Here is a 14,116-nt window from a genome sequence, read left to right on the forward strand (position 1 = left end):
TTAAAAAAGGATTATCATGACTGACTGGAATCAAGTGGAAGCGACTGTTTCTATAGGTGGCAGTGAATGTAAGTTCACTACAATTTATCTCAAACAGGTGTTCAACGGGCACCATGTTTTTGATATTGGTGTGTTGTGTCCCCCTCTGCCGGGAGAGAATATCTGGTACAACGAGCGTGAAAGCATGATTGCCATGCAGGGGCAGAGTGTGGTAATCCGAATGAAACATGTAATTAGCGGTGATGAAAGCATCTTCAAAGGTATCATCACCGAAATCGGAATGGATGGGGAGAGAGGAGTTTCCGGTACTATCCATTACAGAGGATGCAGTCCTACTATTCTGCTTGAATCCGGAAAGACAATGGATTCCTTTATGGATTATACCCTGTCGGCTATTGTCGGAGAGGTGGTGAAGAATTATGGCAATGGAGTGGAGATTGTCAACAAACCCCTTTTCAATGAACAGATTCCTTATGCTCAGATGCACGAAGAAACCGGATATGAGTTTCTTCGTAGGATTGCTTACCAATACGGCGAATGGTTCTATTATGACGGACAGAAGCTTCATTTTGGAAATCCGCAAAAGGACAAGGATGAAACCGTCACCTACGACGTGGATTTAGATAAGGTTAGTTTCGGTTCCCGTGTGACTCCTTTCCATTATTCACGCCATGACTATATGGCGGAAGATGACCGTCCTCTGTATGCAGATGACAGTGCCAGTGTGAACGGTATCAACACCTATCTGGCAAATGCAATTAGTACGTCCGAGTCCGTTTATCAGTCTCCTACTACTTTATATAACAAAGCGGTAGTCGGGCATCCGGTTCACATGAATCGGCTTTTGGAGTTTGAGAAAGGACGTGATACGGCTTCTTTGGTTTGGCTTAAAGGTAAGAGTAAGACTTGCCGTGTGCGTATTGGCGAACCGATTGCGGTCAAAATACCGGCTTCCATGTGTGACCGTCGGGATTTGGGAAAATATAGGGTGATGTCTGTAATCCATGAGGTTGATAAGAATGGTGTATATTCCAACACATTTGAAGGTATCCCGGCAAGTATGGAGCGTATTCCGGTTAATAACGTTGTGTTACCAGATGCACGACCAATGCTTGCTAAGGTGATAAGCAATACTGATCCAGAAAACATTGGGCGGGTCCAAGTACAGTTTGTATGGCAGGAGAACCAGAATAAAACAACAAACTGGATTCGGGTACGAAGTTTGGATGCTGGCACAAGTAAAGCCGTCCCTAAAAATCGTGGTTTTGTTTTTGTACCAGAAAAAGGAGATCAAGTGTTGGTTGATTTTGAATTCGGAAATCCGTCTTGTCCTTACGTTTCTGGTAGTATGTTTCATACAAATAATGGAGAAGGAGGAAAATCTGAAAACAGTGTTAAAAGCATCATTACACGTAGCGGACATCTTATAGAGTTTAATGATGATGAAGGAGGAGAATGGGGAATTACAATTGAGGATAGAAAAAAGAATACTATAAAAATAGATACTTCCGGCGACAATATTCTCATTACTGCAAATAAGGATGTGACGATTACGGCAGGTGAAACGATGACCTTAAATGCTAAAAACCTAAATATTAATGTTGAAGAAAACACGAATGTAAATGTCAAAGATAGTGCAAATATAGATGTAGGTAAAAATATAAAGCAAACATCTACAAATTTAGAAGAAGTGATAAATGATAAATTGTCACTTAACATTGGGAAGAACTTCAACTGCAAAAGTGGAGATATTGATATTGAGACTTTTAAAGGTGATATTATACTAAAAAGTGCTTCAAAGGCACTTTTACAGGGAGCTGATGATGCTAGAGTTAGTAAAGGTTAAAAGTGAAAAGTTATGGGATACAATAGTTTTGTATATGATCTTTTCGAGTCTTTTTTATGTGAAGATAAAATAGACCCTATTTGTATTGTTGAATTTCGTACAGACTATGACTATGACGGCTCATTTGGCTTTGACTGGTTACGGATTGACGAGCCACAAGCGGTAGAACCCCCTTATAAAGATATTATTCAAGGTGGTTTTAAAAATGGGAAGACTGATTTATCCAAGGATGAAGCTTATAAAAAATTAGAGAATGAATATAAAAAAATTTATATCAGACGGCGTCCTTTTACTGCTCCTTGGTTAGCCGGAAGAGAAAAGTACTTTGTTCCCTATCTCAATCTTTTTTCCAAAGAATATAGTGATAAGGCATCAATAACTCCTAAACCGACTTATAAGGCAAAGCTATGTGTATTAATTGAAATTGACGAAGATATAGAAAAGATTGAATTTTCATATAATAAAGAATTATTTACAGTAGACACATCTGATTTAATCCCAATAACCAAAAAATGCAAGCAAACAGTTGCGGGATCAATAACGATTCAATGCAACAAAGATTTTAATCAGGAACAAGAGATAAATGTCTATGCTTACCCTTTAGGCTCATTCTTCATGTCAAAAATAGAACAGGAGTCTCAAAAGACACTTGCAGGAAGATTAATTCTGCGTCCAAATTCCGCAATACACAGGGAAGAAGTTGAAATGGTATTTGTATGTGTAAAAACGAATGTTGCCGGCAAAACACAAAAAGGAAGTTTTGCAGATTCAGAAAGAGAACAAATGTGCAGAACGCTTTATCAGGCATTGATAAAGCCTGACATATACTCAAAACGAAAAACTGCAACTGGTAGTACTGATATTGTTATGGATGTATCAAAAGACCCGAATTTTCTTCAAAAAGGTAAATATATAGACCCCAAAGGGAAATTAAATGAAGATGCGGATAGAGGAAGTATGTTTAGCTACCTAAGAAAAAAATTTATGGGAGACCCCAACAATGCAGCATATAAAAATTGTTTCCCCATATTTGCTTTTGGAATTAGGACTTATGATGGCACAGCCGGACAAGTAGAAAAAATAGGTGTAAAAAATCTCGTACTATTTCAAGAACGAAATTACAATCCTCAAGTTATAGGTCATGAATCTCTACATGGATATGGGCTTTGGCATACACATCGTGAACTAAGTGGAGAATCAGTCATTACGACAAAATATAAAAAATATATTTATCCTCATGGGCATTATGATCCCCAAAATGCGACGGATAATATAATGAGTTATCGGTTTGGTTCTATGATTACTACTTGGAAATGGCAATGGGATATAATTAAGAAATTCACATAAAATGAAGATATATATTATCGCGCTACTTCTATTATTGGCTTGTAGTAATAAAGAGAGTAGAACAATAGTACATACAAGTGAGAAAATAGATTTATCAATAAACCAAGATGATTCATCATCTTCTAAAAAGATTATCATGATTGATCCAAGTGATTTCAAAGTACCTAAAAAATTCAATATTTCTATCTTTAATCAGCACAAAGATGGAGATGAATATCATTTTACTGACAAATATGATATGAATGTCAGACAAATTGTATGGTATGATTCTGACGGACAAAAAATTGAAGGATATACTGATGAACGAAACCACCCCAATTCAGGATATTTGTATAGCGGGTATTATGATCCCGATGGTTTTATAAAGTCATATGAAATTTCTTTTTATGACGCAATTTTGAAAAAGTATAATTGCGAAACACCTAATAATTTTGTTTTATCAGATGATTATGATGCCCTATACAAATTCACAGTGGAAAATTTAATTACTTTGTTTCGGCTGGAACTGAATGTAGATATTACGGATTCAAGAATTTGCCGGAACGTAGAACGTTTTCCAGATGATGAATTCTTAAAATGTCCTCAATATCTGGTCTATATTAACAAATCTCCTAATTCATGGGAATATACAGGATATATCATTCATGGAAATACAGGTAAGATACTATTCCAAATAAATCGATTTATTAATGATAAGAGAGGATCATTGATCGATAACTATATGGAAACCAAGAGAAAATAATAGTTTGATATTACTATTATCATATGACAACAGCTATTAAACGAATTGTTATGAGATATCTACTTGAAGCTGACTTAGCGATAAAGAAAAGTAATGGCGATTTTCAGACAAATCGTTACGAACTTACATATCTTGTCGAGAATATCTCAACAGACAAATATAACAATATCCAATTAGGTCCAAACACTCTTGACATAAACCAGAACCAGTTTCGCCAATTAAACATACTTGAGATAGAAATAGATAATATTTTTATGGAATTAGATCGTTCCTTGATAAAAAGTGAAGATTTTTTAAGGCGAACTATATACAGGTATGACTGGATCAGATGTAAAATAAACGAATATGGAAAGATTGTTTCCATTGATAATATCAAGGAAATGATGGAATCTTGGTCTGAAATCAAAAATTTACTTTTGAGAGATTACATAGGTAGTTCCGTGACTAAGTATATTGAAAACATTGATAATCAAATGTTGCATCAGAATTATAATATTGCACCTATGGCTCAGTATTTTTATTTTGGTTTAATCTTTCCTCTGATTCCTTTAAAACATGATTCAGCATGGCAAGGATACAGAGCCGTAGGGTTATCGGATTTTGACAATTATCAATTTGAAGAATTAATAACACCGATTTCTGCTGATTCGCAAATGCGAAGATATAATGTCAGCGGAAAAACTATCAATCCTAATATTATTAAATTAAAAAAATACCAAGGGATTATTGATATGCATATAAACAATACATATCCTATTAATGCAAATATTGAAGTAGACTATGTAAGAGAGGATGTAGATATATCTTGGAGCTTCAAATTAACTAATTACTAAATTTGTAAGATATGGGAGCAAGTAAAAACACGCCATCTTCAAATAAAAAAGAAGAAAAGAGAAGAGAATGGACAGACAAGAATGAGCAGGTTAAATTTGTGTGTGAGGGAGCAAAAGTACAATGCAAGTATTGTAATCCTCCTATTGCGAATTTAATTGTTACAACAGAGTCTGTCAAATTGCAAGATAAGCTTTGGGCAACTGTTGGTGATAAAGATGGTAAAAAGAATTTTGCTTTTACTGGTGTTTGTATGCATCCATCACAACAAAAGCCACTATGTCCTCCTCCTCCATGTAAAGGTGTAATAAGTCTTGGAGAGTGGATAGATTATTCCGAAACCATTATTGGGAATAGTAATGCCCTTTTAGTCAAGTCTAAAATACCTTGTATGATAAGTGGCGAAAATCTAGAAATAGTATATAGTGGTCAAACGGCTACATTGACCATAATAAATCCAATAGATTTTGCCAAAAAGATTTTAGATGTATATTGGATTGATGAAGTGACTGATAAAAAAATGAGAGAAGTGCAAGAAGGTCGCAAAGTTACTCTCTATATTATTACACGAGGTTATAAAGAAGGTGAACAAGTAACGGTAAAAATACTTGCATCGAAAGGGCATGTCTTTGACAACGGATCAACAGAAATGTTAGTTTCTGGAATAGTGAACTCTGAAAATTTTGCTACAATAGAGAATTTTGTAATTCAATATAAATAATTATGGCACGATTTTATGATAATAATACTGGCGAATATGTAACGTACTATGAAGAAACGCTAAATAGGAAAGCATTCTATATACATGGTACAAAATCTTCTTGCAGTAGATGGGAAGAATGGAAAGATACAGTTGAAAAACTTAATTTGATTGCTCAGCCAGATAATAAAAAGGACTCTGTAGATACAAAATTTGATTGGAGTCAATTAGCTGGTTGGACAAATAATCTTGAAGATAGAAGAAATGCTTGTTTACTACCAGGAGATAAAGGGCTTGTTAATTATGTGTTAAATCATTCCGATGGCTATGAAGAAATAGTATTGATAGGCCATAGTCATGGCGGAAATGTTGCAATTCAGGCAGCTGATATATTAGCAGCTAAGAATAGATTTAAAACTATTTATCTCATAACTATCGCTTCGCCTGTTTTTAACAAAGTGCAGTTTAGCACAGCAACACCTATTACTGGACTCAAATTAATTAAAACAGAATTTAAAGAAATTCGTATGAGTCCTCCTTATAATTCAAGTATGACAATTTATACATATCTGAACCCGGAGAATCCTGCTAATTTCGCAAAAAATGATGCTCCCAATATTAAAAGATGTCCTATTAAGCATCTTTCACTATATAATAGATATGATCGAGTGGATGGAATAGCTTTATTTGAGCATATGGTACTTGAAAACTCACGAATGACGTTTAATACCAGTACTTTTGAATATGATAAATTAGTAAATATCGAACTCCCATCATATCAATTAACTGATGAGATAAACCGAGCAAAATATAAAAATAATTGTGCTCATCGAATATCTCTACTTAATAAATTGCGAAACACCATAGCACGTGCGGAAATTGTATTAGTATCACATGTAAATATTACTTCAAGAGGTTATGGACAAGATAATGTATATCTACATAAAGAAACTATAGAATATGAATGTTTAGGTTATCGTATAATTCCAGAACTACCTAATTTCAAATCATATACTCTAAGTGATTATTTAGTGGATGGCTGTCCTGAATTAACCCTAAAAGATATTGAGAGTATGGATATGAAATGTATTTGTAGGCTTTTCTTTAATGAAACTGATGCGAATAATTATATGATTAAGTTTAGTAAATCATTAGAATCAAGACTATTAAAGTTTCCTCCATACCCTATAAAAATAGTAAATGGTGAAGCAGATGCAAGATCGTCAAATATAGAGAGAATTGAAGAAAAAATTGAATCATTAAAAAAAGAGATAGAGATTGTAGAAACATTTAATAAGAAAACTAAAAAAGAACATAAAATTAATCCATATTATAAACCAATTCTCTTTGTATTGCCGGGTAAGCTAAAGTATTTAGGGACTATTGTTAATTTCTTGGCAGATGGAGTTGATAACCATTCTTTTGATACAAATTCGCCAGAAGTGATAGAAGCAGCTATAAAAGCTGGTTTGATAAAACCGTTTCCGAGAGTTAAGAGAGATGATGTTAGTGAACCTAATGAATAAATTATAGATATGAAAAATATTATTTTATACATTATAGTACTATTTCTTACTAGCTGTTGTACATCGCGCCAATCTCCAAAAGTACAATATTCTTCTGATTCATCTTTATCAATAAGGAGTTATAGACTTCAAGGAAATGAAAAAATCAATAAAGGGGATTGGGAAGGTGCATATCGTGATTTTATCAAAGTCATTGAGCTAGTACCCAATTATGATACTGCATTTTATAATTTAGGGAAAATTAGTTCGAAACTAGGTCATAACAAAGAGGCTATTGCTTATTACACTAAAGCTATAGAGGTAAATGCTCACTACTTATTTGCCTATTACAATAGAGGAAATAGTAAAGCCAATCTCGGCGATATCCAAGGGGCAATTGACGATTACACAGAGGCTATAAAAATTAACCCTCAATACACTAAAGCATATTTAAACAGAGGGCTAAATAAAGCAAAAAGAAACGATTATAAAGGAGCTATCAGTGATTACACTCAAGCTATCAAAATAAATAATCAATACGCAAATGCTTTTTACAATAGAGGAAATGCAAAGTCAAATCTTGGCGACAACAAAGGAGCTATTGCTGACTATCTAAAAGTGATAGAGATTAACCCCCAATATATAAGTGCTTACATAAATCTCGGGGTAGTAAAATTCGATATAGGAGATTATGAAGGTGAGGTTGCAACTTATCGCCAGGCAATAAAGAATTGTGAACCTGATGCCGATTTATATAACAATCTGGGACGTGCTTTATATGACTTAAAACGCTTTAAAGAGTCTGCTCAAGCTTATGGAGAGGGCATTGAGCACTTCCCCGAAGATTGCAAACTCTATTATGGCCGTGGACTAGCCCGCAATCAATCTGGAGACAAGGATGGAGCTTGCGAAGACTGGCACAAGAGTAGTGAATTAGGATGCATTCAGGCAAATGCCTTGTTACCATTATGTGCAGAATAATCATTCAAAGCAATAGAACATTATTTAGAAATAAAGAATATGAGCACTCAAAATTACAGCAAAGAAGTCATCAAGAACCGTATGTATCGCCATGCGATGAATTATTGGGGAGTGAAGAAAGTAGAGAATCTTGATCCTCTTGTTAAGCTTCTTCTCGAAGCTCTTTCCAGTGAAGTTTTTGGCTTATCTCACGATATAGAAACTAGTCAGCACCGTATATTGGACAAGATAGCCAATATGCTGACTCCTGACATTTTGGTAAGTGTACGTCCGGCGCACAGTGTTATCCATGCCTTTCCACGGGACATACTGAAATATACAGTAAATACCGATTCGGGGTTCTTTGCGGATATTCCCAGAAACAAAGGACAGATAGTAGAGGAATATAGCTTCTATCCTTTACGGAGAACGGAAATATATGCCGGAGATGTCTGCCGTATGATATGCAATGGCGATATTTTCAATATGGATAGTACCATGACCAAAGAATTGATATATCATGCACCGTATGAGATGCGGGGTAAATTCACCCGTACAGCTTGGATCGGGCTACAACTTGCCCCGGAAATATACAAACTGGATGATTTATCGTTCTATTTCGAGCTTCCTTACCGTGAGAAAAAACAGTCCCTTTATTCCATGTTGGCGTATGCCAAATGGAGCTTAAACGGACAACCACTTACTGCCATGCAAGGCTTTCCTCCGGCAGAAGAAACTGATGAACCGGAAAGTCTATTTTCTATCTGTGATATAGAAAAAGAGATTAATAGGGACATTCTTTCCATATACAATAACCAGTTTATCCGTATCACTACTCCAATCACTCTTTCTCAGGAAAAAGCAACGCTTTTCCCTGAAGAATTGAAAGATTTTTATATGGAAGATATGTTGTCTTCTGGTGAACTGAATCCTCTTTACTGGTTCCGGGTTGACTTTCCCTCTAACTTTACCCCAGACTGTTTGGAAGAATTGAAAGTCAGTATCAATGCCGTTGTTGTACAAAACAAACGGCTGAATGAGAAGATTGCAAGTGTCAATGACTTGACCGCTGTCGTACCATTGACAACAAGCGAACAGGAGTATTTTTTCTCTGTGGATTCTGTAATGGACGCACAGAACCGGTTATATACTGAAATTCCATTTAATGGCGGTTCTGAAAAAAAAGGCGCAACCTATGCAGTTCGCTATGGCGGTTGCGAGCGTATGAACTCCCGTGACATCAAAGAGTATCTTTACCGGGTGCTTGACCTTTTACAAGGTCGGGGGGCTGTCATCGCATCATTGCAGAAAGATACTTTTTCAGATGAAATACAGGAAATGGACAGACTGTTGAATAGCATGGAACGGATCATTAATAATATCCAGTCTGCTGTTGGTTCATTGTCATACCTACTTGCTGATTTACCGGAAAATGCGGATAAATTATACATTTCCTACTATACGACAATCTGTGAACGTGCCAACGGTTTGCCCGTAGGTATGGGACTGTTACCTCAAAATAGTTCCAGTATTGATAAACGGCAGGTTTATTTCCTGACAACGACAAGAGGGGGGAAAAGCATTCCGGCATCTGCCAACCGGTTTGATATATACAAATATATTCTTACCACTCGTGACCGGATCTATACAAAGGCGGATATTATAAACTTCTGTTGCAAGGAACTCTCCGGTCTGGCGATGTCTGTTGACATCAAGCCGGGAGTGATGGTCAGTGAAAAACCGGGTGAAGGGTTGATTTCATCAATTGATGTTCACTTGTCTATACGCACTGATTCGGAAAGGGAAATGCCGTTGCTTATCGACGAACTGAAAACTAAGCTCATCACCCGTTCACCGGATCATTTCAACTATCGTATATTCACTCAAATTGTTTAGTAATGGGAAAGATTGGTTTGTCACATATTGAAAGTTCTCTTTCGTCAATCAATTCGTTGGATACGGATTATCTGGCGGAAGTGGTTGCAGCTACATTAATTGAGGAAGGTGTCAGTCCTGACAGTATACAAATAACTCGTTTGGGTAGTTCCCGTATGAAAGTCGGGAAAGATATAGAGAATGTCAGAATGGAATATAGCCCTGATGACGAGATAAACGATTGTTTGCGTATCTATGTCAACCGGGAAGGACTTTATGATGTATTGCCGGAGGGAGTATTTTTCTTGGGTATTGATTTGTTGGAGTCCACGGACATAAAGAAAGTTGTCAATCAGGTCAGGCAGTATCGGAAAGAAGAGATGGAAATACGGAAATTCTTTTCCGTATTTGAGGATGAAATAGACCGGACGATTGTACAGATGCAATTGCTTGAACGTCGGGTTGATAGAAAAAATGTTTATCCGGATTTTACGAATGTGTTCACTGCTTATTGGCCGGTGATTCGACAACTATCGCTAGAACAAGCCACCTTGTTCATGAGGATCATTCCCATCATCCATAAGATACGTGGAAACGAACATAAAATTACCAAAGCCCTTTCTTTAATACTCGGATTACCTGTCACTCTTACCCATGTGCTGAATCGTAAAAAGTGTGGCAGTTTTCCGGCATTCGGACAGGCACGTTTGGGTGAGACATTAGTAATTGGCACGGAGTTCAGAAGCGGCAGATACGATACGTGCATTACTGTTCACAACATTCCCTTTAACCGTATACCGGAGTTTCTTGACAACGGAAAATGCAGATATATATTGCTTGAACTGATTGATATGCTTTTTGCCGCAGATATGGAAGTGAAGATTAAATTGGATGTAGTGACTTCGGGACGGATGTGTACCATTTCCAGTGACCCGTCTAAAGCATCTCGTCTGGGTATAGATGCTTATATTTAGGGAAAAGGAGGGATATGGGCGGGTATCCCATCTTCGACATGGGATTACATAAGTATTTCTTTTTTAAGTGGAGTGCTTAACGTAGAAATGTACTATGTGTAAATATTTTTTTAAAAAAATAGTATTCTTGTAATATCAATATTTTCGTTTTATCAGTTCGTAAAGGGAATAAAGGCTGTTGTTATGTATGTCTTGTCTTTGTCCGAAGTCATGTATCAGATAACCTGTATATGAATCACAAAAAACACTGGCCAGTTGTTTTATATCCATAGCTGTTTCTATCTCTCTGTTAGCTACAGCCATATTGAGAATTTTCTCCCATTGCTGCTTATCTTTCTCTCGCATATCAAACATCAGTTCGGAAAATTCGGGATGGCAGACTTCCAGTTGGGATAAGATATGGAAAAATGTTGTTCCGATATTTACATGTATGCCTTCTGTTTCCATCCACCTGCATATACCGGACAGATGATTTATCTTCGCTTCAATATATTGTTTCAGGGTCTTAATATGTAAGGAGTTAACCGGGAAGTACGGATTGAAGGAAGAACAAAGGTGAGTGGACATTGCCAGCTCGATAATCTCCTTCTTATTTTTCATGTGATAAAATATAGAACCTCTTGTAAACCCGATTGCGGATTCAAGTTCAGCCACCGTAATACTTTCCGGATTACGGACAAGAAGCATCTTGAATGTTTCTTTCAGAATCAGGGATTTCACATCATAATGAGGAATGTAGGCATCTTTCATAAATATCTGTTTATTGATTATACAAAACAGCCCATTTGCTTGATATATAAAAAGGTATGGGCCGAATTTCCCCTCTGATGTGAAGCCATTGGTCGTAGCTTATGGAAAAGAAAGAAAACACAAGCCCATACCGTATAAAAGCATACAGCATAAGCATTGCGTATTTCATCTCGTTTTCCATTAGAAAAATGACCAATCTTTCACATCACGAGTAATACGAATGCACAAACGGAAGCATACACAACGCTTCCTATATGTGGCAAAGATACATCATTTATTCTTATTTTGAAAGGCTTTGCCCTGATTTTCAGTAGGGCATCTGGTAGTTTTCCAAGATATATATGATGGTTGAGCGAAAATCGAAAAAAAATAGTCGAAAATCGAAAAGAGAAAACCGAATTTCATTCCTAACTTTGCGGCATATTAATTGAATCAGGCGTTAAAGCCTTAAATAATAAATATTATGGAATTGAACGATTTTAAACCTTTAATTACTGAAATCATATTATGCATATCCGAAGGCAAATATGATGAAGTACAGGGATTTCTTATAAAGAATGGTAGGCTTACTCTGGACACTCTTAGAAAGGAAGTGGAAACATTCCGGGGTGATTATAAAGTACTGCCGGTATCGGAAAAGGCTTTCACCGATGCGAAGATACTGAGAACATTCTCTCAGAATGTTTCATCCGTTTACCTGACGCTCTTCACAGAAGATGAGGGAGCGGAAGAAATGAGTATCGGCCTGTACTGTGGTTATCGGAATGGCTGTCCGGTGGTGATGATACATAATTTGATGTTACAATAAATAAAGATGAGGATGTAATTATGGAACATTGTATGGAATCAATTGACTATTTGAAATATTATACGAATACATTAAAGGGAAACCTTGTTTCCCCAATTCGTCCGTATGAATCAAAAGAAGAAACAGGGCTTGAGCTGTTTGAACGATATGCTGAAACTTTCGTTCTTTTGCTGAAATTCTATAGGCAGGAGTTCACCTATGAGCAGACCCATGCACATTCGTTGGCACTCTATCAAAAATATAGAGAAGGCTCCGATTCGGTTGAATTGACTTTCCGGGTTGAAAAAAGAAGAGAAGCGATTGTTAAATTGATAGCCAGTGATAACCCCGACCCTGATGGCATTGTATTCCTTCAGAACTGGTGCCCTCCTGTAGTGTGGCATCATTACAAAATTGTGTTCAAACAGTTCGCCTGTGAATGGGACATTTTTAAAAATACAAATTCTTCTTTGGTGGAACAACTTAACCGGACACCACTATATAAATCAGTCTATGATACATTAAATCAATTATCAGGCATTTCAGAACTGACTTTTTATTGTGAGTTCTAACAAAAAACGGCAAAATAATTATTTGCCGTCTTTTGTTGGTTTGGTTATATATTATTTATTTTAGCATACAGTCAATAGGGCGGTTCCGTAAGAAAAACGACCGCTTTCCGGTACAAGCAACAGTATTTTATCTCCGACTTTCAGTTTATTGGAATGAAACAATTCTTCCAATGCAACATAAATAGAAGCAGAACCGATATTACCCACATCCGGCAAATTGGTGAACCATTTGTCGGTAGGCAAATCTATATTTCTATTGGTTATCTCTTCTGCCAACTTGCCATAGAAGAACATTGACGATACATGGGGGATTACGTATGTTATATCTGAAGGATTCAGGTTGTTTTTGGCAAAGCAGGCTTCCAGATGATCAACCCAATACTTGATAATGTATTTTTTCAATACCCGTATATCCTGTTTCCCCACGAGAATTGCTTTGTCGGCAATTTCCTGGGGAGTAAACTCTTTCCAGCTTTTCAACCTACCGTCCGGTTGGACTTCTGATGCCATGAACATACATACGGGCAACTCATTGGCGTAAGAAATCATATTGATCCAGTTAAGTTCAAGTGACAGTCCGGATGATGACGGTCTGTTTTCCAACAAGACGGCACCGGCGCCGTCTGATAACATGTACCTCATGAAATCCTTTTCAAAAGCCATGTAGGGATCTGTTCCCGCATCATGGCATTTTTCATATTCCGGATCATAATTTCGGGCGAAAAAAGTGGGTGATACCAATTCTGAAGCGCTGCAGATTGCCGCCTCAGTTTCTTCACATTTCACAGACATATAAGCTGCTTTCAATGCTTGAAATGCAGTCAGACAAACTCCCTGTTGAGAATAAATTTCCAGAGGCTTGTTTCCCAATGCACCATGTGTCATAGCAGCATGTGACGGCAACATCTGGTCAGGTGTACTGGATGCGCAGGCCAGAACACCCAACCGTTCTTCTACACTTTCATCCAGAAGCTGGCTGATAGCTTTACCCGCCATCTCTGCGTTACTGTGCGTGATGTTCTGTTCGGCATCCAGAGCGTAGTATCGCTTTTTGATACCATTTTGTCGTAGTACGATACTTTTAACCCGTGAAGGGATACCGCCTATTTTACCCAGATACGATTCCATGTCTTCGTTCAGAACCGGTTCATTGGGGAGAAAAGCAGATACTTTTGTTATAAATACTTTTTGTTCCATAATTACTAGTGCTGTTAGATTGTGTGACAC

General features: G+C 36.8%; 13 protein-coding genes. 11 read left to right on the forward strand and 2 right to left on the reverse strand.

The features are described from left to right. Positions 1-16 precede the first annotated feature (16 nt). From RE317_RS07700 to RE317_RS07740, 9 genes are read left to right on the forward strand one after another with little or no spacing between them, the layout of a single operon-like run. Positions 17-1,846, forward strand: coding sequence for a phage baseplate assembly protein V (locus RE317_RS07700; RefSeq protein WP_118214458.1), 1,830 nt, complete (start codon positions 17-19; stop codon positions 1,844-1,846). A 12-nt stretch (positions 1,847-1,858) separates the two neighbouring features. After that, positions 1,859-3,193 (forward strand): hypothetical protein, encoded by a 1,335-nt coding sequence (locus RE317_RS07705; protein WP_118214459.1) that lies wholly within the window; start codon positions 1,859-1,861, stop codon positions 3,191-3,193. Between the two features lies 1 nt (position 3,194). Continuing rightward, complete coding sequence (locus RE317_RS07710; protein WP_147399448.1) at positions 3,195-3,935, forward strand: hypothetical protein; 741 nt, start codon at positions 3,195-3,197, stop codon at positions 3,933-3,935. Between the two features lie 50 nt (positions 3,936-3,985). After that, the gene (locus RE317_RS07715; protein ID WP_257421177.1) at positions 3,986-4,768 is read left to right on the forward strand and encodes a hypothetical protein; all 783 of its coding nucleotides are present in this window, start codon (positions 3,986-3,988) and stop codon (positions 4,766-4,768) included. 11 nt (positions 4,769-4,779) lie between these two features. After that, complete coding sequence (locus RE317_RS07720) at positions 4,780-5,487, forward strand: DUF4280 domain-containing protein (protein WP_118214462.1); 708 nt, start codon at positions 4,780-4,782, stop codon at positions 5,485-5,487. Positions 5,488-5,489: 2 nt separating this feature from the next. Next, positions 5,490-6,992, forward strand: a complete 1,503-nt coding sequence (locus RE317_RS07725; protein ID WP_118214463.1) for an Mbeg1-like protein — start codon at positions 5,490-5,492, stop codon at positions 6,990-6,992. A 9-nt stretch (positions 6,993-7,001) separates the two neighbouring features. Beyond that, on the forward strand, positions 7,002-7,952 hold the full coding sequence (locus tag RE317_RS07730; RefSeq protein ID WP_118214464.1) for a tetratricopeptide repeat protein: 951 nt from the start codon (positions 7,002-7,004) through the stop codon (positions 7,950-7,952). 39 nt (positions 7,953-7,991) lie between these two features. Beyond that, positions 7,992-9,827, forward strand: a complete 1,836-nt coding sequence (locus tag RE317_RS07735) for a type VI secretion system baseplate subunit TssF (RefSeq protein WP_118214465.1) — start codon at positions 7,992-7,994, stop codon at positions 9,825-9,827. Between the two features lie 2 nt (positions 9,828-9,829). Next, positions 9,830-10,780 carry a hypothetical protein gene (locus RE317_RS07740; RefSeq protein ID WP_118214466.1) on the forward strand — a complete coding sequence of 317 codons (951 nt, stop codon included), beginning with the start codon at positions 9,830-9,832 and terminating at the stop codon, positions 10,778-10,780. A gap of 135 nt (positions 10,781-10,915) precedes the next feature. Here RE317_RS07740 and RE317_RS07745 read toward each other — a convergent pair whose 3' ends face one another. Beyond that, positions 10,916-11,530 (reverse strand): hypothetical protein, encoded by a 615-nt coding sequence (locus tag RE317_RS07745; RefSeq protein WP_118214467.1) that lies wholly within the window; start codon positions 11,528-11,530, stop codon positions 10,916-10,918. A gap of 463 nt (positions 11,531-11,993) precedes the next feature. On the opposite strand from RE317_RS07745, the gene RE317_RS07750 reads away from it, so the two are divergent. Beyond that, the gene (locus RE317_RS07750) at positions 11,994-12,338 is read left to right on the forward strand and encodes a hypothetical protein (RefSeq protein WP_118214468.1); all 345 of its coding nucleotides are present in this window, start codon (positions 11,994-11,996) and stop codon (positions 12,336-12,338) included. Between the two features lie 20 nt (positions 12,339-12,358). Then, positions 12,359-12,889: a hypothetical protein gene (locus tag RE317_RS07755; RefSeq protein ID WP_118214469.1), complete on the forward strand. Its 531-nt coding sequence runs from the start codon at positions 12,359-12,361 to the stop codon at positions 12,887-12,889. 60 nt (positions 12,890-12,949) lie between these two features. On the opposite strand, the gene RE317_RS07760 is transcribed toward RE317_RS07755, so the two are convergent. Continuing rightward, the gene (locus tag RE317_RS07760; protein WP_118214470.1) at positions 12,950-14,086 is read right to left on the reverse strand and encodes a beta-ketoacyl-ACP synthase III; all 1,137 of its coding nucleotides are present in this window, start codon (positions 14,084-14,086) and stop codon (positions 12,950-12,952) included. Positions 14,087-14,116 lie beyond the last annotated feature (30 nt).

Origin of the sequence: Phocaeicola sp. GP0067 (genome assembly GCF_031119655.1) — a bacterium.
Taxonomy (GTDB): domain Bacteria; phylum Bacteroidota; class Bacteroidia; order Bacteroidales; family Bacteroidaceae; genus Phocaeicola; species Phocaeicola vulgatus.